Here is a 19,878-nt window from a genome sequence, read left to right on the forward strand (position 1 = left end):
AATGTATTACGAATTATTTGACCTTGCGGAAAAGAGTGGTAAGAGAATAGGCAACCTGGATATACGGCTTTCCTTTAACCGTTTTCTGAGTTACCTGGAGCAGAGGATTGCTGCAACCGGGTCAGTAAAAAAAGGGTTCTTTGAGTATGTGTTGAATAAATTTTTATCCAACAAACATCTAAAGGATGAGATTCCTGTTGAGGAAATAAAATATTTCCGGGAAGAGCTGGAATTAATGTATAACCTCTTACAACCTCCGCTTGATGACGAAAAAACCAACCTTTGGGGGCTTTGCATACCTATAGATCCGGTTATCTTTTTTGGTACAAAAGCGTTTTATGACCTGGTAAAGAAAAGCGCAGCAAAAGCAGACCATTGTGAAGAAGGAATGATCCCTACGGATGAAATGATGCAGCGGCGGCTGCAGTTCATTTATACGATCATTTTTTCCAAGGTATATAATCAGCCTTTTTCAGCAAATCTTGAGCTGACGCATTCTGTGGACTTTCAGGAAGAAGGGCTTGCAAAATATTTCCGGATCAATATTGACACCCGCTTTGTAGACGTGCAGGTGAAGGGCACACTGCCCGAATTTAAAATGTCTGTATGGGCCAATGAGATCCGTAATGAAGATTTTGACTGGAAAAAGGGCTTGCGTGAGCTGCCGTTGGACCTGTTTTCATTCAGGGGCTTTGGAATTATCACTGTAGAGGATGTAACCGAGGAGCAATCCGTTGAAAATATTAAAAGCCTTACCTTAAACAGGAACGGACATACGGATTCAGGCTATAATGATCAGGTGATTGCCTCATTAAAATCCCTCCTGGGCTCCTCAAAAATTGAGTTTGGGCTGCTGCCTAATTTACGGGTAAACGACCGCCTTGTTTTTTCAGGGGAAGAAGGCGCTACTACAGTAATGTGGGATGTGAAAAACGGGAAAGCCCAGGAACAAACATTGCTCACTTTTGCTGAAAGCTATCTGAACCATCCCAAAACAGTGATCTTTGGCGAAAATGAGTTTTCCGGAAAATATAAATTTATAGAAGGCTACCTGCAAAAGGCGGGTATACAGTCGTATGCCTTGTTACCGGTCTATCACAGCAATAAAGTAGCGGGCGCACTGGAAGTGTACAGCATGGAAAAAGATCAGCTGACGCACAGCCGGCTGCTGAAGCTGCGGCCGATACTGCCGATCATTTCACAATTGCTTCAGAACACCGTTGACGAGTTCAATACTTCTATTGACGGCGTCATTATGGATAAGTTTACCGCTTTACAGCCCGCGGTACAATGGAAGTTCAAGGAAGTGGCCTGGCATTATTTAAGAGATACCCACCATGTATCCGGGAAACCTGTCATTGAAAAGATCCGGTTTACGCACGTATACCCTTTGTATGGGGCTATAGATATCCGCAATTCAACGGTTGAGCGGAATAAGGCATTGGTGCTGGACCTGGATTATCAGCTGGAACTGATACTGGATCTGCTGACCAGGGCAAAAAATAAAACCGGCATCCTGCTGATTGACGAAATGATCTTTAAGTGCAAAAAATGGCTGAGCGCTATTGACGGTCATTTCAATGATTACGATGCAGTGCTGTTAAGTGAATTTCTGGAGCAGGAAGCAGAACCGCTGCTGAAGCATGTTGCGATCAGCCATCCGGATCTGAAGGAGGCGATCGATTACTATTTTTCTACAATCAATGAAGCAGACGGGGCGGCATTCAGGAACCGCCGTGCCCTGGAAAATTCAATGAAAGCGATCAACACGGTCATCAGCCAGCAACTGGAAGATTTTAATACAGAGCTGCAGAAGCTATACCCCGCGTATTTTGAGAAGTTCCGTACAGATGGTCTGGAATATGATATCTATATCGGGCAATCGATAGCACCCCACCTCCCTTTCAACCCGTTGTATTTAAAAAATATCCGGCTTTGGCAGTTACGTACCATGGCGGAGATCGCGCGTCTTACAGGTTCTCTTTGCCCGGCGATGGAGCATGAACTGGAAACCACCCAGCTGATTTTTATACGGTCTGTACCCATTGACATCGCCTTCAGACCGGATGAAAGAAAATTTGATGTGGAGGGAAGCTATAACATCCGTTACCAGATTGTAAAGAAACGCATTGACAAAGTGCATTTAAAAAATTCAACCGAGCGGTTAACTCAGCCTGGTAAGATTGCATTGGTGTATTTTAACCGGGTTGAGGCCGATGAATACAAAGGGTATATCAGCTATCTGCAAAATGAAGGCCTTCTAAACGATGACCTTGAGTTTTTAGAGTTGGAGGATCTGCAGGGCATTTCCGGTTTGCGGGCAATGCGCGTAGGAGTAGCAGCGGACGCCAGGGCAAACGCATAGATCTGATGTGTAATACAGCTATGAGTGCGTTTTTGGTGCAGGTTCGTGTTTATGTGACAGGCCGGATCCTCTCTTTCCTGTATCTTTATAGCTATGAGCAACGCATTGATACAGAATATTGAAAAACTGGTTGCACTGGATGCGGATGCGGCCGCCAGGATCCTTGCTGTTTGTAAATACAGGACCCTGAAGAAGAAGGACTTTCTGTTGCAGGAGGGAGACATACTGAAGCACTATATTTTTGTAGAGCAGGGGTGCCTGCGGAGCTATTCTGTTGATGATAACGGCTTTGAGCACATCCTGCAGTTTGCCCCGCCCGGATGGTGGATCAGTGACATGCGTAGCCTTCTGGAACTGGTACCGGCCTCCCTGAACATAGATGCTGTTGATGATAGTGAGGTGGTGCTGATTGCTGCTACAGATATGCAAAAATTATATAATACAGTTCCGGTTCTGGACCGTTTTTTCCGCATCCTTTCAGAGCGCGCCCTGGCAACACAGCAGCACCGCGTTATTGATTCACTAAGCCTTAGCGCCAGGGAGCGCTATAACAATTTCTGCCGCCAGTATCCTTCATTAATAACCTGTCTTCCTCAAAAATATGTGGCATCCTATATTGGCATTACTCCTGAATTTCTGAGCAAGATGCTGAAGCAGCCGGTTAAGGGATAAGAGCGTATTAAACTTTAATACCTTATCTCCTCTTCCCTGTACAACCCTTCGCGCCACATGGGAGAAGGCGGCAGCCCCCGCTGAAACCGTTCATAAGATCTTTTAATGTACTCCTGGAATGTATAATCATTGGTTCTTTGTGCAAAAAGATAACTGGGCGCATACAATGCAATGAACTCATTGATCAGGCTGTCATTGGTCATACCGGTAATACGGCGGATGAGCGCTTTATTAAAACGGTAACGCACATACCCTTCCTGCTCGTCACCCACAAGTTTATCCCTGAAACGGGTCAGCTTCCGGGTCCTTTTAAAACGAAATACATTGATCAGTTCATCCAGGTCTACCCCTGCATTGCCATCTGCGCTGCTAAAGGCCAGTCCGGGCTTTTCAAAATCAAAATATTTCCGGTAATCTTCCCGGTTCTGGAGCGAGTCCTGATGATAATCCCGGTTTCTGATCTTTACCTCAGGCAGATCAGGAATATTTACACGCAGCGAAATGTCAAAAGCATAAGGTGTGCTGATCTTATCAACCGGGAATTTGCGGGTGGGTTTGTTCAGATAGCTGAACCAGATAGAATCCTGCTTATCCGTAATAATGCTGTAGCTGCCATCTGCTGCAGTGGTAGTGCCCCGCCCGGAACTGGTGAGCACAGATACTGAAGGAACCGGTGTCCTGCCCAGGCTATCATATACATTACCCTTGACCTGGATCTGTGCCCGTGTGCCCCCGCAAATCACAAGCAGGCCAACAGCGAATATGATTTTAAGTACCCTCAATTTTCTATGATGCTCAATAAAATACGACTTTACAGGCATGTTGGACGGCAAAGCAATGAAACAATTTGCAAAAACTATGATAAAGTAGCAACAGCCTAATCGCGCTTATAAAAATAATACGGTGTATATTCTACAAAATCAGCTACATATAATTTCAGATAACTTACTTTCCCGTTCTGGACAGTAAACTCCAGTACCTGCTTGCCATAGAGCGGATCATTATAATTGCAGTAAAACCGATTGCCTCCCAGCGGATAAAGATCCGCCTTCAGGCGGCTGTGATGCTCAAAGGTCATTGACAGGTGCCGGCCATTGATCTGAATGTTTGCCCGTCCGTAATTACTGTCTGCATAACTTCCTGCATATGCTTTCAGCTCCAGCGCCGGCTGCAGGTTCCCTGCAACCGAATCGGCCATTTTTTTATCAAAAACAGCCTGCTTCGCTTCCTGTTCCTTATTTTTTGAAAAATACAGGTCGCTGTAGCCCCGGTAAGGCAGCCCCAGTTCCGCATCCAGGAGTTCCCATTTTAAGGCTTCATAAAAAGCATTGGCATCTGTATTGGTCAGCACAATAATGCCCAGGTGCTCTTCAGGAACAAGGGTAATACCGGTAACAAAACCGTTTACCCCACCTGTATGTGCTACAATTTCCCGGTTTTCATACTCGCTAAGCATCCAGCCAAGGCCATACAATAAAAAATGGCCACGGTTAAACAAGGTGCCCCCGTTGCCAATGATTGATTGGGGCATTCTTGTTTTTTTAATGGCAGATGAGGGTATTACCTGTTTGCCCTCGTATTTCCCGTTGTTTAACAGCATCAGTACCCAATGCGACAGATCGTTGACAGAAGAGGAAATACTGCCGGCAGGCGCAAGATTGTCTATTTTTCCGTAAGGGATTTTTATTAACCTGCCTTCTGCTATTGTATGGGCTGACGCCTTATCAGCTGCCCCGGCAATAGCTGCCGACAGTGCCAGTGAATGGTTCATACCTAATGGCTTAAAAATAGAATCGGTAATAAAACGGTTCCAACTGACGCCGGTAGCCTTGGGGATCACCTCGCCGGCAGTTAAGAAGGCGGAGTTGGTATAGCCCCATTTACTGCGGAAGCTGTACACTGGTTTCAATTTGCCCAGCTTTTCCCGCACTTCTGCTACAGTTAAATCAGAAGCAAAGAACATAAAATCTCCCTGGAAGGTCTCAAATCCCAAACGATGGCACAGCAGATCGGTAATAGTAGCTTCTTTTGTCACCCAGGGATCATATAGTGTAAAATCGGGCAGCCATTTCTGCACAGGATCATCCAGGCTCAGTAAGCCCTCTGCATCCAGCTTAGCCAGGGCCGTTGCGGTAAATGCTTTGGTATTACTGCCAATCATAAACAGGGTGTTTACGTCAACAGACTCTTTTGTGCCGGTTTCTTTTATACCATAACCCTTCATCAGCACTATGCTGCCATCTTTTACCACGCAAACGGCTGCGCCCGGTATCTGCCAGTCTTTCAATGCCTTATTTACATATGCATCAAGGCTGTCTTTCAGAAAATGGCTTCTGGAAGCCTGCTGTGCTTTCAGAAAAGCAGCATTAAGACAAAGCAACAGCAATAAAAGGGCCCTCTTCATAAAATATATTAACAGGTATTGTAAAAGCGGATGAATAATTCAGGTGGCAGAACTCCCGGGAAAAATAGTGCAATGGTTCGTCTGGTTTTCAGGAAACTTCTTTTAATACCAGCCGCTCCACTACCGGGGCAAAATGCTGATGTTCCAGAAACTGCACCTTACGGGCCAGTGATTCCGGCGTGTCGGAGGCGGAAACAGGACAGGTGGTCTGAAAGATCGTAGCACCGTGGTCATATTGCTCATCTACATAATGAATGGTAATACCGCTTTCTTTCTCCCGGGCGTTGATCACCGCTTCGTGCACATAATGGCCATACATTCCTTTCCCTCCGTATTTGGGCAGGAGGGCAGGATGGATATTAATAATATGCCTGGGAAATGCTTCAATAAGCGTTGCCGGTATTTTTAATAAAAAACCGGCAAGAATAATGAAGTCTGTTCCTTTTTCAAGCAGTATTTTGGCAAAATCAGGCGACTGCAACCGGTGCTTATCAATCAGCATCAGCTCAATGCCTTCTCTTTCAGCAATTTTTGTAACACCGGCGCCCGGTTTGTTGCAAACAATCAGTGAAACAGTAACAGAAGCATGATCTTTAAAATAATGGATCAGTTGGCGGGCATTGGAGCCGGCACCGCTGGCAAATAAGACTATTTTCTTTTTTTTCATAAAACCCTGCAGCAAAGGTTTTATAAAATACCCAGCCGGCCAAAAAACCTCGGTGATTTTTCAGATAAATACAAAATAGCGCAAGCCCATCCAAAAGTGTTGGAAACTAATAATTGACGCTGATCAAGAATACAGATAAAAAGTAAGATGTTAACAACTATTCGTAATTTGAAAATGAATGACTTTTTAATGACAAATATTTTCAGAAATGCTTTTTTTAGCGTTCAAAATCGGCTGAAACGCAGTCTGGTAGCGGGTTTAAAAAATTTTTAAAATGTTGCTGTTTTGTTAAGCCCGAACCTTATTTTTGCATCTGATCAGAGACATTTATCCACACTTTTAGATTTAATGTGTTTATGACTATTTCTAAGTATATAATTAACAGGCTCTTATTAATTATACTAACGCTTTTCTCTCTTTCCAAGTTTAACATTACGGTAGCCCAGGATGATGCAGAAGGTAAACAATTGTTTATCAGCAAGTGCCAGAGTTGTCACGCACCGGATATGAAGACGATGGCTACAGGGCCTGGTCTTTTTGGAGTACAGGGGCAATGGCCTGATCAGGGAAAACTGCATGAGTGGATCCGCAACAACCAAAAACTGATTGCATCCGGTTATCCGCAGGCGGTGGAAACGTCAAAACTGACGCCCAATGTAATGTCTACCTTTCCCGATCTTACTGATGATCAGATAAATGCAATCTTAAAATATATTGATGATAAAGGAAGTGGCAAGCTGGATACCGGCAAGGGCGGCGCTCCGGCTGCAGGCGAGGGCGCCGAGGAAGACAGCACCAGGCAGCACCCTTTATTATATGGTATCATTACCCTCATCCTTGCCCTGGGTGCAGTGATCCTGATCTATGTAAACAGCAACCTGAAAAAGATCGCCAATGAGGCAGACGGTAAAAAAACACCGGAAGGGGTTCCGTTTCTGAGAAATAAAGTATACCTGGCTACTATTGCTATTATATTATTTATTGTAAGTGGCTATTTCAATACAAAGGCGATGATCAATATGAACCGCCAGAAAGATTACGAGCCGAGACAACCTATTTTCTATTCGCACAAAGTGCATGCGGGCATCAACCAGATCAATTGCCTGTACTGTCATGGTAATGCCTGGGAAAGTAAAACCGCGGCAATTCCTTCCGTAAACGTATGTATGAACTGTCATAAAACCATCCAGAAATATAATGGCCCTGAGCTGAAGGATAAATATGGTAATGTGATTGACGGTTCGGCGGAAATTGCGAAACTCTATCAATATGCAGGCTTTAACCCGCAGGCACCGGATTCCTGGGATCCCAACAAGGCCAAGCCCATAGAGTGGGTTAAGATCCATAACCTTCCGGATCATGTTTACTTTAATCACAGCCAGCACGTAAGAGTGGGTAATGTACAATGCCAGACCTGTCATGGTGAAATTACAGCAATGGATGAAGTGCACCAGTTTGCTGAACTGAGCATGGGATGGTGCGTAAACTGCCACAGGAATACCAAAGTAAACTTTAATGTAGATTCAACAACCGGTAATAAATTTTACAGCATATACGAAAAATTCCATGAGGATATCAAATCCGGCAAAATGGATAGCGTAACTGTAAAAGACATTGGAGGTATTGAGTGTCAGAAATGCCACTATTAAAAAAATTAGGAAGTATGTAAATGTGCAAGTATGAAAATGTAAAAAATTATTGGCGTCATTCACATTTCCCGGATTTTTCACATTTTCATATTTCCAGGTTTTTCACATTCTCACATTAGTATATTAACAAATTATGAATAATAAGTACTGGCAGGGTTTCGGAGAATTTAATAAATCCGAACAATTTCAAAAGAGAGTTCAGGATGAGTTTCGAGACGAACTTCCCTTTGAAGATTTTGACAGTAAAGGTTTACTGGATGCAAAAGCTCCAAGAAGAGATTTCTTAAAATATTTAGGGTTCAGTACAGCCGCCGCCACACTGGCAGCAAGCTGTAAGACAAAGATCCGCGAAGCGATCCCCTATGGCAGCAAGCCGGATAATATCATTCCGGGCGAAGCCAAATATTATGCAACAACTTTTGTTCAGGGCGGGGAAGCTGTTCCTGTTGTTGCCAAAGTAAGGGACGGACGGCCTATAAAGATTGAGGGGAACGATTATCTTTCCACAACCAACGGAGGTACTTCTGCAAGGGTACAGGCTTCTGTGCTGGATCTGTATGATATGCACCGCCTTCGCTTTCCTCAGAGACAGGTTGGCGGCAAATTTGAAGAAAGCACTTTTGATTTTATAGATAAAGCAATTGCCGCGGAACTGGCGGCGGCAGGCACTGTGGTACTGTTAACAAGTTCCATCAATTCTCCCACCACTCTGGACATTATTGCTAAAAACCCGAAGATCCGCCACGTACAATATGACGCCATTAGTTATAATGGTATTCTTTTGGCAAACGAAGCGTCTGGTTTTGGAAAAAAGATCCCTACCTACCGGTTTGATCAGGCATCTGTAATTGTTGGCCTGGGCGCCGACTTCCTGGGCACCTGGCTGAATAGTGAAGAAAATGCAGCAGGATATGCTGTAGGGCGGCGGATCAATGAGGCCAACCCGGTAATGAGCAAACATTACCAGTTTGAATCATTCCTGAGCGTAACCGGTTCCAATGCAGATGAGCGTTTTACGCACCGCCCGTCAGAGACCGGTGCTGTAGCACTGGCGCTGCTGGCTGCTTTAGGTGGGGCCGTTGCCGCGCCGGCATTAAAAGATGCCAAACTGAGTGCCGGTATTGCCAAAGTAGCTGCTGAGCTAAAGGCTGCTTCAGGTAAGGCCCTGGTAGTTTGCGGCAGCAATGATATAAATACCCAGGTAATTGTAAATGCCATCAACAACGCTATTGGCGCTTACGGTACCACAATAGACTGGTCAAGGGCGGATAACTCCCGCAAAGGAACGGATAAAGAATTTGCAGACCTGCTTGCCCAGATGGAAGGCGGACAGGTGGACGCATTATTGATTTATGATGCCAACCCTGCTTATGATTATTTTGATGCGGCACGTTTTGCAAATGCCTTAAAAAAGATAAAAACCACGGTTTCCTTCGGCTACCGCATGGACGAAACCACGCAATTGTGTAAATACATTATTCCCTCGCATCATTACCTGGAAAGCTGGGGCGATGCAGAGCCAAAAACAGGCGTTTACAGCTTTATTCAGCCTACTATTTTCCCCTTGTTCAAGACCCGCAATTTCCAGACCTCTTTATTGAAATGGTTTGGGAACGCGCAGGACTATGAAGCATATACAAGAAACTTCTGGATACAGAAAACCGGCAGCGAGGTAGCGTATCATAAAGCGCTTGAGAACGGGATACTGGAAGAGGCTGCATCCGGCTCCGGTGCCTATAATGCTGGCGCGGTAGCTGCAGCAGCAACGTCCATTGCCGGAGCGCCGGTTGGTGCTAAAGATGAACTGGTATTATATGAAACCGTAGCTATTGGCCCTGGTTATGGGGCGGTAAACCCCTGGTTGCAGGAATTACCGGACCCGATATCCAAAGCCTGCTGGGGTAACTATGCCCTGATTTCTATTCCCAAGGCAAAGGAACTGGGAATAGATACCGGTGTGGATTATGAGTATTACCCGGACAAGCCGGTTATTAAGATCAGCAACGGTAAAACAACCGTGGAGCTTCCCATATTGGTGATTCCCGGTATGAATGCCAATACAATAGCAGTACAGGTAGGGTACGGCCGTAGTGAAAAATTAGGAAGAACGGCAGCAGGCGTTGGAAAAAATATGTTCCCGTTTGCATCCCTCTTTCCAAGTGGCAGCATCAGCTATTTTGTTCCCAATATCACCGTTGAAAGTGCCGGAAAAAAGGAAAAGATTGCACAAATGCAGATCCACAACTCTTACGAGGGCCGTGTTGAGGTATTGCGCGAAACCACTTTGGCCACTTACCGCAAAACCCCCAACGAGGTGCTGGATTTCAGAAAAAAACTGGCTGAAACGTATGCAAAAACTACCGGTGACTTCAGGACAGAGGCTACGTTGTACGGTGATCATGAGAAACCTGGTATTAAATGGGGGATGAATATTGATATGAACGCATGTACGGGTTGCAGCGCCTGTGTGGTAGCCTGTCATGCTGAAAATAACGTTCCCGTTGTAGGAAAAAGCGAGGTATTGCGCTTCCATGATATGCACTGGCTGCGCATTGACCGTTACTTTGTGAGCGATGAGGCCAACCCCGATAATTTAAAAGGAGTGGTATTCCAGCCCATGCTCTGCCAGCATTGCGATAATGCGCCTTGTGAGAACGTTTGTCCGGTAGCAGCAACCAACCATAGCACAGAGGGACTGAACCAGATGGCTTATAACCGTTGTATCGGTACAAGATATTGTGCCAATAACTGTCCCTTTAAAGTACGCCGTTTTAACTGGGCTGATTATACAGGCGCAGATTCCTTCCCGAACAATCAGGATCAGAAACTGGTAGGGGTACTGGATCCGGTGGTGCATCAGATGAATGATGCGGTAAGCCGGATGGTACTGAACCCGGATGTTACAGTGCGTTCAAGAGGTGTTATGGAAAAATGCTCCTTCTGTGTTCAGCGTTTGCAGCATGCCAAGCTGGATGCAAAGAAAGCCGGCCGTCCGTTAAAGGATGGTGAAGCAAAAACAGCCTGCCAGCAGGCCTGCTCCACCAATGCCATTGTTTTTGGGGATGCAAGAGATAAAGAAAGTGCTATCAGCCAGGTTCGGTTAAACAACCCGCAGCGTTTGTTCTATTCATTAGAACAACTGCATGTGCTGCCCAACGTAAGCTATTTTTCCAAGATCAGGAACACAGATGAAATTGTTCTTGCCGGGGAGCATGAAGTTAGAGACCCGGAAGATGAAAAAAGAGGGATTGTGGAAGAGCCGGTAAAAGAGGGCGCGCATCATTAAGGTCCCGGATGCGGATCAGGGAACCATTAATGAGGAGCACTATATAAGAAGAACTGAAAAGTTAAAAAAGTTAATAGGTTGAAGCGTTTAAGGGTTGTTTATTAATGACAATTCATAAACATCAGGCCATAAACTATAAACAGATATGTCATTAAACAGATACGAATCGCAAGTACGGGGGCCGTTGGTTGTAGGAGATAAAGACTATCACCAGATCACAGAAGATATATGCCGCCCTGTAGAAGCCAGGCCAAGTAAATTATGGTGGGTAGGGTTTATTATTTCTTTAGGGCTCTTGCTGTTTGGTGTGGTATCCATTTATATGGACGTTACGTATGGTATCGGCCAGTGGAACCTGAACAAAACGATCGGCTGGGGATGGGATATCACCAACTTCGTATGGTGGGTAGGTATTGGTCACGCCGGAACGCTGATCTCTGCTATCCTGCTGTTGTTCCGCCAGGGTTGGAGAACCGGGGTGAACCGTGCGGCTGAAGCGATGACCATCTTTGCGGTAATGTGCGCCGGCCAGTTTCCTATCTGGCACATGGGCCGGGTATGGAATGCATTTTTTGTGGCACCTTACCCCAATACCCGCGGTCCGTTATGGGTAAACTTTAACTCCCCGTTGTTGTGGGACGTGTTTGCGATCTCTACTTATTTTACTGTGTCTTTATTGTTCTGGTATTCCGGTTTATTACCGGATCTGGCTACTCTGCGCGATCGGGCCAAGCTGAAATGGCGGAAACTGTTTTACGGGGTTGCTTCTTTTGGCTGGACGGGCAGTACCAAGCACTGGCAGCGGCATGAAGCGTTATCGCTGGTATTGGCCGGTTTGGCAACACCGCTGGTACTTTCGGTGCATACCATCGTATCTTTCGACTTTGCTACTTCGGTAATTCCCGGTTGGCATACCACTATCTTCCCTCCTTACTTCGTTGCGGGTGCGGTATTTTCCGGTTTTGCTATGGTGCAAACGCTGTTGCTGGTAACAAGGAAGGTATTGAATCTGGAAGAATACATCACTATAGAGCACATTGATGTAATGAATAAGATCATTGTACTAACCGGCTCTATTGTGGGTATTGCATATTTAACGGAATTATTTATTGCCTGGTACAGCCACGTGGAATATGAATGGTTCGCGTTTAAGGAAAACAGGGTGAACCTTACCAGTCCTTATGGGTGGGCCTATTATTTAATGATGGGGTGTAACGTACTGTCTCCCCAGATATTCTGGTTCCGCAAAATGCGCAGGAACCTGCTGGTTACCTTCTTTATGAGCATTCTGGTGAACATCGGTATGTGGTTTGAGCGTTTTGTAATTATCGTTACCTCTATTTACCGCGATTACTTACCGAGCTCCTGGAGCACCTATTATTCTCCTTCTATCTGGGAGATCGGATTCTATATGGGCACTTTTGGTTTGTTCTTTACCTGTTATTTCCTGTTCTCAAAATTCTTCCCGGTAATTGCTATGGCGGAAATCAAACATATCCTCAAGCGGAGCGGGGATAACTTTAAGGAAGGAATGACGAAGGATGAGAACGAAACACTGGAGGAATTTGAGCATGAAAATGCGCATCATTAAAAAATAATTTAAAGTTTAACGTTTAAGGTTTGAAAAACAATATCAAGCTATAAACATCAAACATCAAACAAGATATAAATGGCAATCAAGAAGTTTATAACCGGCAATTTTTACGATGAAGCAGTGCTTTTCCCGGCGGTGAAAAAAGTGCGTCGTGCCGGTTACAAGATACATGATGTATATACGCCGTTCCCTATTCACGGATTAGATAAGGAGCTGGGCATGAAAGATACGGATCTGCACATTGCCGGGTTCATATACGGGATTACCGGAACAACAGTGGCCATAAGCTTTATTGGCTGGGCGCTGGCGCTTGACTGGCAGATCAACTTCGGAGGCAAGCCCTTCTTTTCATTGCCTGCATGGATCCCTATTATGTTTGAGCTTACGGTATTGTTTTCTGCTGTAGGAATGGTGCTTACTTTTTGCTGGTTATGCCAGCTGGCTCCTTTTGTAAAAAAGGATCACTTTAATCCCCGCAGTACAGATGACACTTTTGTAATGGCCATTGAATGTACCGACAAGACAAACGAAGCGGAAGCAATAGCTTTTCTGGAAAGTGCCGGCGCTAAGGATGTACAGGTTCAGAACAGGGAAACCGGCTGGTGGTTTGGCCGTTATGACAGGGATTCTGTTGTGTTTGGTAAAAAAGTAGCGGCGGTTTAAAAATAAGTTTTGTATTTATTATTAATAAGTAATATGAAGAAATATTTGATCATAGGTGTTGTAGCGGCAGGAATGCTGGCCGGCTGCGGTGCAGGCGATAAACCGGGTTACTCCTATATGCCGGATATGACCTACAGCCAGGCTGTTGAAACCTACGCTTCTACAGGTGATCTTGCTAAGGAAGGTGTTTTTTACAATCGTAAACCCGTGCCGGGTACTGTTGCAAGGGGGGAAGATGCTGAGTTTATGTTTACTTTAGCACATGATTCTGCCGGATATGCACAGGCTGCACAGCTTAAAAATCCTTTAGACACAGCAGGGGCTGCTATTGATATGAAAGAGGCTGAACGGTTATATCTCATCAATTGTGGTATCTGTCATGGCGATAAGCTGGATGGTAACGGCCCGTTGTTCAAAGGAGGCGAGGGACCATTTACAGCTGCGCCTAAAAACTTTATGGATGCGGAAATGAAGGCAATGGCAGAAGGCACCATGTTTTATTCAGTTACTTATGGCAAAGGGCAAATGGGTAGCTATGCTTCTCAGCTAAGTCCCAAACAGCGCTGGGAAATTATCGCCTTCATAAAATCCAAGCAGGGGGGCAGCGCACCGGCAGGTGCCGCAAAGACGGATAGTACGGCAGCAAAGCCGGAAACAAAGGTTGATGAAAAGGCGACTGCAAAAAAATAAGGAATAACTAATTCACAGAACTATTAATAAAAGATTCGAATGTCAACTACGGAAAAATTCATACCTACCAAAAAGTATAACACAATAGCGTTTGCGTTAATGATTGTGGGTGTTATTGCTGCTATTTCGTTATATGCAGTAACAGGGGGTGAAGGTAATCATGATAACCGTGCCCGTTTTTGGGCCAGCCTGCTGCAAAACAGCGTTTATTTTTTATTAGTAGTGAACGCAGCCATGTTTTTTATGTGCGCTACTACGTTGGCATGGGGTGGTTGGCAAATTGCTTTTACCCGCGTTACCGAGGCCATTGCTTCCTGCGTTCCGGTAATAGGTATTATTGCAGTGGTAATCCTGTTAGCGCTTTGTTTCGGAGACCATCATACCATTTATCACTGGACAGATGCAGAGCATGTGGCACATGACCCTGCGCTCCAGCATAAAAGTGGTTTTCTAAGTAAAGGTTTTTTTGCAACAGTAACCATATTAACCTATATATTATGGTCGTTCCTGGGCTGGAAAATGAGGCAGATGTCGTTAAAAACAGATGATGGCGAAGTTGTAAGCACCCTTGAAAAAAGAAAGAAGTTTGTATGGAACAATACGGTAATGGCTGCATTATATATTGTAGTATTTGCCTTAACCGTTATGTCTTCCATACCCTGGCTGTGGATCATGAGCATTGATGCCCATTGGTACAGCACCATGTTCAGCTGGTACAACTTTGCAAGCACTTTTGTTGCAGGCCTGTCCCTGATAGCACTTTATGTAGTGTTTCTGAAAAATAACGGGGCATTGCCCATAGTGAATAAGGAACACCTGCACGATCTGGGTAAGTTCATCTTTGCGTTTTCCATTTTCTGGACCTATTTATGGTTTGCCCAGTTTATGCTCATCTGGTATAGTAACCAGCCGGAGGAGACCATTTATTTTATTAACAGGATCGGCAACAATTATCATCCGAGCCCATACGCAGGAGTGTTCTGGATCATGCTGGTCATCAACTTTGTGGCGCCGATATTGATTTTCATGAGCCGTGATTCAAAGAGAAACTATACTATTGTGACCGTTGTATCTATTATTGTTTTGTTTGGTCACTGGCTGGATTATTTCCAGATGGTTTTCCCCGGCGTTTCCCCGGATAAGATGCCGATGATCCTGTTTGATATGGGTATCGGTCTGGGATTTGTGGGTATCATCATGTTTGTAACAGGGAAAACATTGAGCAAATATCCGTTAACGGCAAAAAATCACCCTTTTGTAAAAGAGGCCGTTATTCATCATACGTAATAATCAGGAGGGGAAGTAAGATATTCATAATATAAGTAGTTGAAATAAATATTAGAACAACATCGTATGCAAAACTTTTTAATATTCGCCATTTTGATTTTGGGTTTTATCATCACCTTTCAGATTGCACGGGCAAGTGAATTTGTGTCAGTAATCAGGGGAGAAGAAAAAACCAGGAAGCAGTCTAATAAAATCAATGGGTTTTTACTGCTGGTTTTTTTGGTTGTAGGGCTGTTTGGTGTCTATTGGACACATCATACATTGGGCGACAAAATTTTGAAATTCGGGTCTTCTGCTTCAGATCATGGCCGCCTGGTTGACAATATGATGTTGTATACGTTGATAGCAACCGGTATCGTGTTTTTTGCAACGCAGATATTGTTGTTCTGGTATTCTTTTAAATACCAGGAGTCTGATAAAAGAACGGCCTATTATTTTCCGCATAATAATAAACTGGAGCTGCTTTGGACCGTGGTACCTGCAATTGTGTTAACTATTCTCATAGGATTTGGTTTGGTTTACTGGTACAGGATTACCGGTGCGGCGCCGCAGAATGCCATGCAGGTTGAAATTACTGCCAGCCAGTTTAAGTGGGAATTCCGTTACCCGGGCAAGGATGGGGTTTTTGGTAAGAAATATTATAAATATATTGATGAGGCACATGATAACCCGCTGGGCCAGATCTGGGATGATGAGGCCAACCATGATGATGTTTTCCTGCCCGCAGGGCAGGCATTGCACCTGGTGGTGGGCAAGCCTGTAAAACTGGTCATTGGTTCTAAAGACGTTATACATAGTGTGGGTTTGCCTCATTTCCGTTTAAAGATGGATGCGGTACCGGGCACACCCACCACTTTGTGGTTCACGCCAATAAAAACCACAAAACAGATGCAGGAAGAAACAGGAAATAGTAAATTTGTATATGAAATAGCCTGTGATCAGATGTGTGGGCAGGGGCATACAGGAATGAGGGGTGAGATCGTTGTGGAAACACAGGAAGAATTTGATCAATGGATGGCTTCCCAAAAGCCCAAGTACGCGCAAATGAAGGAAGATCTGGAAGGCGCTGCACCTACTGCCGCGCCGGCAACCGGTGCAGCGGCAAAGGATTCAGCCGCTTCCGGTACAGCAGGAAAAGATTCTGCAAAGGTTACTATTGATGCTGCTGCCGGAAAGAAGGATTCTACAGGTAAATAGTTTTTGATTAAGGGGCAGTTTAAAAAAAATTTATTATGAGCGATACTTTACATATTCAGCATGAGGTTGCAAGCCATGGCCACTCCGGTGAGCCACATGTGCATCATCACAAAGAAACATTTATTTCCAAGTACATTTTCAGCATGGATCATAAAATGATAGCCAAGCAGTTCCTGGTAACAGGGATCATCTGGGCAATTATTGGTGGTTTATTTTCGGTGCTGTTTCGCTTACAATTAGGATTCCCTGACCAGAGCTTTCCCATCCTGGAAACATTTTTCGGGCATTGGGCCGAAGGGGGCAAGATAAAACCGGAATTCTATTACGCCTTAACTACCATGCACGGAACGGTGCTCATCTTCTTTGTGTTAACAGCAGGCCTTAGCGGAACCTTTGCCAACCTCCTCATTCCTTTGCAGGTGGGCGCCAGGGATATGGCCTCTCCGTTTATGAACATGCTTTCCTACTGGATGTTCTTTGCTGCAAGTATCGTAATGATCTCTTCCCTGTTCACTCAAACAGGCCCTGCAGCAGGCGGGTGGACGGTTTATCCTCCGCTTAGCGCATTAGGTCAGGCTTCCCAGGGCTCCAAAAGCGGTATGGATCTGTGGATCATTGCCATGACACTTTTTGTGGCTTCTCAGCTCTTAGGCGGTCTGAATTATATTTCCACTATCTTAAATATGCGCACCAAGGGTATGGCTATGACACGGATGCCGCTCACCATCTGGGCGCTGCTGTTCACAGCTATATTAGGTGTATTGTCATTCCCCGTTTTATTATCCGGTCTGGTATTACTGATGTTCGACCGTCACCTGGGTACCAGCTTTTACCTGAGCGATATTTATATTGCCGGCCAGGCACTGCCTAATGAAGGGGGAAGCGCCATCCTTTATCAGCACCTGTTCTGGTTCCTGGGCCACCCCGAAGTGTATATCATCATTATGCCAACCATGGGGCTGGCATCAGAGATACTGGCCATCAATGCACGCAAACCGATCTTTGGTTATATGGCCATGATTGCATCATTAATGGCGATCTGTGTGCTGGCCTTCCTTGTATGGGCGCACCATATGTTTGTTACAGGTATGAACCCCTTCCTGGGATCGGTGTTTGTATTACTGACCCTGTTAATTGCCATTCCTTCTGCAATAAAGGTATTTAACTGGATCACCACCATCTGGCGGGGAAACCTGCGTTTTACACCGGCGATGCTCTTTGCAATAGGGTTTGTAAGCATCTTTATTTCCGGCGGTTTAACCGGTATCTGGTTAGGAAACTCTACTATCGATATTCACCTGCATGATACTATGTTCGTGATCGCGCACTTCCATATTGTAATGGGGGTATCTGCCTTCTTTGGCATGTTTGCAGGTATTTATCACTGGTACCCCAAATTGTTTGGCCGTTATATGAACAGTACATTAGGGTACATCCATTTTTGGGTAACACTGGTATGTGCCTACCTTATTTTCTGGCCAATGCACTACCAGGGGCTGGCAGGTATGCCAAGGCGTTATCTTGACAAGAGCAGTTGGGCAAGTTTCAGCCAGTTTCATGGTTTGGATGCCATGATCACCGTGGTTACCATCATCGCTTTTTCTGTACAGTTAATGTTTGTATTCAACTATTTCTATTCCATGTACAAAGGAAAAAGAGTGCGGTCTCAGAATCCATGGGGCGCAACTACACTGGAGTGGACCACTCCTATTCATCCCGGCCATGGTAACTGGGAAGGAGAAATTCCTGAAGTGCACCGCTGGGCTTATGATTACGGTAAGGATGGAAGAGATTTTATTCCCCAGACAGAACCGGTGGGTGAAAATGAATCAGAACATTAGTTAATGGTGAATAGTCAAGAGTAAATGTCCATTGGCTATTGACTAAATATAAAAAATTGAAAAGATCAGGAGAGGGTGGAGTAAGGGATTTTCTCCAGTTAATGAAGCCCTCATTAAGTATAATGGTGGTTTTCAGCAGTGTGATCAGTTACCTGCTGGTGCCCGATGTGATGTATGACTGGTGGAGGATTGTTTTGCTCTTTGCAGGTGGAATGCTGGTAACCGGCAGCGCTAATACCATCAACCAGGTTGTGGAAAAGGATACAGATGCTCAAATGAAAAGAACTGCAAAACGGCCTGTTGCTTCAGGAAGATTAAGCCCTGAACAGGGTTGGGGATTTGCAATTTTTACAGGAGCATTGGGCATTTTTGTCCTGGGCTATTATTTTAACTGGACGGCAGCTACTCTTGCAGCCTTTAGCCTGTTTTTATATGCCTTTGTTTATACACCGCTGAAAAAAGTTAATTCAGTAGCTGTTTTAGTAGGTGCTTTTCCCGGCGCGCTGCCCTGTTTAATTGGCTGGGTAGCCGGGTATGTTCCGGGACAGCCCATCAACTGGTTAGGCGGTATTATTATGTTCGGCATCCAGTTCCTTTGGCAGTTTCCCCATTTCTGGGCTATTGCATGGGTAGCGCATAAGGACTACAGCAACGTGGGGTTTAAATTACTGCCCAGTGAAAAAGGGCCTACAAAATTTACGGCCCTGCAAACAGTAGTATATGCGCTTTTGATGTTGCCCATTACCGTTGCGCCTTTTTTTGTGGGAATTTGCAGCTACAACAATGTAAAAGGAATGACAGGGCTTGGGTTGATCATACTTGCGAATATTTTTTTAATAGCAAGGGCGGTAGCGCTTTATTCCCGGATGGATGTGCCTGCTGCACGCAGGGTAATGTTTGGCAGCTATATTCATTTACCCGTGGTATTGCTGGCCTTGTTGCTGGCAAAATCCTGATTTTTGAAAGATTTTGATTGGTTTATATGAGTACGATTATAGTGAGTGAACAACAAAATAAAAGACTGCACCCGCATAAATTTGCCTTGTGGGTGGCTATGGCCAGTATTATAATGATGTTTGTAGGGTTTACAAGCGCATTCATTGTTAAAAGTAATCAGACCGGCTGGAGAACTTTTGTATTACCTAAAATATTCTGGGTATCTACCATTATCATTATGGTAAGCAGCATAACCATACAGATGGCTGTAAAAACATTCAGAAACCGGAATATGCAGCAATACCGGCTGTTGCTGGGTATTACTCTTATTTTGGGTATTGGCTTTGTCATTTCCCAGATACTGGGTTTTACAGAGCTCTGGAACAACAATGTACGTTTTAGAGGAGCATCCGGTGCAGGTCAGTTCTTCTATCCTATTGCAGGGTTGCATGCGGTGCATGTAATAGGAGGAATAATCGCATTGCTGATCATATTCTTTAGATCAATAGCAGGAAGCACAAAGATCTATAATGCAGTGCCTGTAGAAGTAATGAGCACGTACTGGCATTTTGTAGACGGGCTTTGGATTTATTTGATGATCTTTTTCTTAATTCTGGGATAAACAAC

At 44.7% G+C, this 19,878-nt stretch carries 15 protein-coding genes; 12 read left to right on the plus strand and 3 right to left on the minus strand.

Annotation, left to right across the window (positions count from 1 at the left end):
* The first annotated feature begins 1 nt into the window (after position 1).
* Both A8C56_RS23055 and A8C56_RS23060 read left to right on the plus strand, forming a co-directional pair.
* Positions 2–2,365 carry a GAF domain-containing protein gene (locus A8C56_RS23055; protein WP_067761052.1) on the plus strand — a complete coding sequence of 788 codons (2,364 nt, stop codon included), beginning with the start codon at positions 2–4 and terminating at the stop codon, positions 2,363–2,365.
* 93 nt (positions 2,366–2,458) lie between these two features.
* The gene (locus A8C56_RS23060; protein WP_067761054.1) at positions 2,459–3,037 is read left to right on the plus strand and encodes a Crp/Fnr family transcriptional regulator; all 579 of its coding nucleotides are present in this window, start codon (positions 2,459–2,461) and stop codon (positions 3,035–3,037) included.
* A gap of 14 nt (positions 3,038–3,051) precedes the next feature.
* On the opposite strand, the gene A8C56_RS23065 is transcribed toward A8C56_RS23060, so the two are convergent.
* The 3 genes from A8C56_RS23065 to purN all read right to left on the minus strand — a co-directional run bounded on the left by A8C56_RS23065 (position 3,052) and on the right by purN (position 6,108).
* Positions 3,052–3,819 carry a carboxypeptidase-like regulatory domain-containing protein gene (locus tag A8C56_RS23065; protein WP_245645672.1) on the minus strand — a complete coding sequence of 256 codons (768 nt, stop codon included), beginning with the start codon at positions 3,817–3,819 and terminating at the stop codon, positions 3,052–3,054.
* A 95-nt stretch (positions 3,820–3,914) separates the two neighbouring features.
* Entirely contained in the window at positions 3,915–5,441 is a 1,527-nt protein-coding gene (locus A8C56_RS23070; RefSeq protein ID WP_067761059.1) for a serine hydrolase, read from the minus strand.
* Between the two features lie 88 nt (positions 5,442–5,529).
* Positions 5,530–6,108, minus strand: coding sequence for a phosphoribosylglycinamide formyltransferase (gene purN, locus A8C56_RS23075; protein ID WP_067762498.1), 579 nt, complete (start codon positions 6,106–6,108; stop codon positions 5,530–5,532).
* Between the two features lie 356 nt (positions 6,109–6,464).
* Here purN and A8C56_RS23080 point away from each other — a divergent pair, with 356 nt between their 5' ends.
* The 10 genes from A8C56_RS23080 (at position 6,465) to A8C56_RS23125 (ending at position 19,873) form a co-directional block, all read left to right on the plus strand.
* Positions 6,465–7,757 carry a c-type cytochrome gene (locus tag A8C56_RS23080; protein WP_067761061.1) on the plus strand — a complete coding sequence of 431 codons (1,293 nt, stop codon included), beginning with the start codon at positions 6,465–6,467 and terminating at the stop codon, positions 7,755–7,757.
* A gap of 133 nt (positions 7,758–7,890) precedes the next feature.
* Positions 7,891–11,043 carry a TAT-variant-translocated molybdopterin oxidoreductase gene (locus A8C56_RS23085; protein ID WP_067761063.1) on the plus strand — a complete coding sequence of 1,051 codons (3,153 nt, stop codon included), beginning with the start codon at positions 7,891–7,893 and terminating at the stop codon, positions 11,041–11,043.
* A gap of 145 nt (positions 11,044–11,188) precedes the next feature.
* Complete coding sequence (gene nrfD / locus A8C56_RS23090) at positions 11,189–12,634, plus strand: NrfD/PsrC family molybdoenzyme membrane anchor subunit (protein ID WP_067761064.1); 1,446 nt, start codon at positions 11,189–11,191, stop codon at positions 12,632–12,634.
* A gap of 78 nt (positions 12,635–12,712) precedes the next feature.
* Entirely contained in the window at positions 12,713–13,300 is a 588-nt protein-coding gene (locus A8C56_RS23095) for a DUF3341 domain-containing protein (protein WP_067761065.1), read from the plus strand.
* Positions 13,301–13,333: 33 nt separating this feature from the next.
* Positions 13,334–13,990, plus strand: a complete 657-nt coding sequence (locus tag A8C56_RS23100) for a c-type cytochrome (RefSeq protein WP_067762500.1) — start codon at positions 13,334–13,336, stop codon at positions 13,988–13,990.
* Positions 13,991–14,029: 39 nt separating this feature from the next.
* Entirely contained in the window at positions 14,030–15,277 is a 1,248-nt protein-coding gene (locus tag A8C56_RS23105) for a quinol:cytochrome C oxidoreductase (RefSeq protein ID WP_067761067.1), read from the plus strand.
* Between the two features lie 66 nt (positions 15,278–15,343).
* Positions 15,344–16,474: a cytochrome c oxidase subunit II gene (locus A8C56_RS23110; RefSeq protein WP_067761069.1), complete on the plus strand. Its 1,131-nt coding sequence runs from the start codon at positions 15,344–15,346 to the stop codon at positions 16,472–16,474.
* A gap of 35 nt (positions 16,475–16,509) precedes the next feature.
* Positions 16,510–18,315 carry a cytochrome c oxidase subunit I gene (locus A8C56_RS23115; protein ID WP_067761070.1) on the plus strand — a complete coding sequence of 602 codons (1,806 nt, stop codon included), beginning with the start codon at positions 16,510–16,512 and terminating at the stop codon, positions 18,313–18,315.
* Positions 18,316–18,371: 56 nt separating this feature from the next.
* Positions 18,372–19,271 (plus strand): heme o synthase, encoded by a 900-nt coding sequence (gene cyoE, locus A8C56_RS23120; RefSeq protein ID WP_084490479.1) that lies wholly within the window; start codon positions 18,372–18,374, stop codon positions 19,269–19,271.
* Positions 19,272–19,297: 26 nt separating this feature from the next.
* A complete protein-coding gene (locus tag A8C56_RS23125) occupies positions 19,298–19,873 on the plus strand; it encodes a cytochrome c oxidase subunit 3 (RefSeq protein WP_067761074.1) in 576 nt (191 codons plus the stop codon).
* Positions 19,874–19,878: the final 5 nt, after the last annotated feature.

Origin of the sequence: Niabella ginsenosidivorans (assembly GCF_001654455.1) — a bacterium.
In the GTDB taxonomy this organism is placed as follows: Bacteria; Bacteroidota; Bacteroidia; order Chitinophagales; family Chitinophagaceae; genus Niabella; species Niabella ginsenosidivorans.

Excerpts from the sequence above, each read along its gene's own strand:
- A8C56_RS23055 (WP_067761052.1), top strand. The coding sequence starts at position 2 with ATGTATTACGAATTATTTGACCTTGCGGAAAAGAGTGGTAAGAGAATA.
- A8C56_RS23060 (WP_067761054.1), top strand. The coding sequence starts at position 2,459 with ATGAGCAACGCATTGATACAGAATATTGAAAAACTGGTTGCACTGGAT.
- A8C56_RS23070 (WP_067761059.1), bottom strand. The coding sequence starts at position 5,441 with ATGAAGAGGGCCCTTTTATTGCTGTTGCTTTGTCTTAATGCTGCTTTT.
- purN (WP_067762498.1), bottom strand. The coding sequence starts at position 6,108 with ATGAAAAAAAAGAAAATAGTCTTATTTGCCAGCGGTGCCGGCTCCAAT.
- A8C56_RS23080 (WP_067761061.1), top strand. The coding sequence starts at position 6,465 with ATGACTATTTCTAAGTATATAATTAACAGGCTCTTATTAATTATACTA.
- A8C56_RS23085 (WP_067761063.1), top strand. The coding sequence starts at position 7,891 with ATGAATAATAAGTACTGGCAGGGTTTCGGAGAATTTAATAAATCCGAA.
- nrfD (WP_067761064.1), top strand. The coding sequence starts at position 11,189 with ATGTCATTAAACAGATACGAATCGCAAGTACGGGGGCCGTTGGTTGTA.
- A8C56_RS23095 (WP_067761065.1), top strand. The coding sequence starts at position 12,713 with ATGGCAATCAAGAAGTTTATAACCGGCAATTTTTACGATGAAGCAGTG.
- A8C56_RS23100 (WP_067762500.1), top strand. The coding sequence starts at position 13,334 with ATGAAGAAATATTTGATCATAGGTGTTGTAGCGGCAGGAATGCTGGCC.
- A8C56_RS23105 (WP_067761067.1), top strand. The coding sequence starts at position 14,030 with ATGTCAACTACGGAAAAATTCATACCTACCAAAAAGTATAACACAATA.
- A8C56_RS23110 (WP_067761069.1), top strand. The coding sequence starts at position 15,344 with ATGCAAAACTTTTTAATATTCGCCATTTTGATTTTGGGTTTTATCATC.
- A8C56_RS23115 (WP_067761070.1), top strand. The coding sequence starts at position 16,510 with ATGAGCGATACTTTACATATTCAGCATGAGGTTGCAAGCCATGGCCAC.
- A8C56_RS23125 (WP_067761074.1), top strand. The coding sequence starts at position 19,298 with ATGAGTACGATTATAGTGAGTGAACAACAAAATAAAAGACTGCACCCG.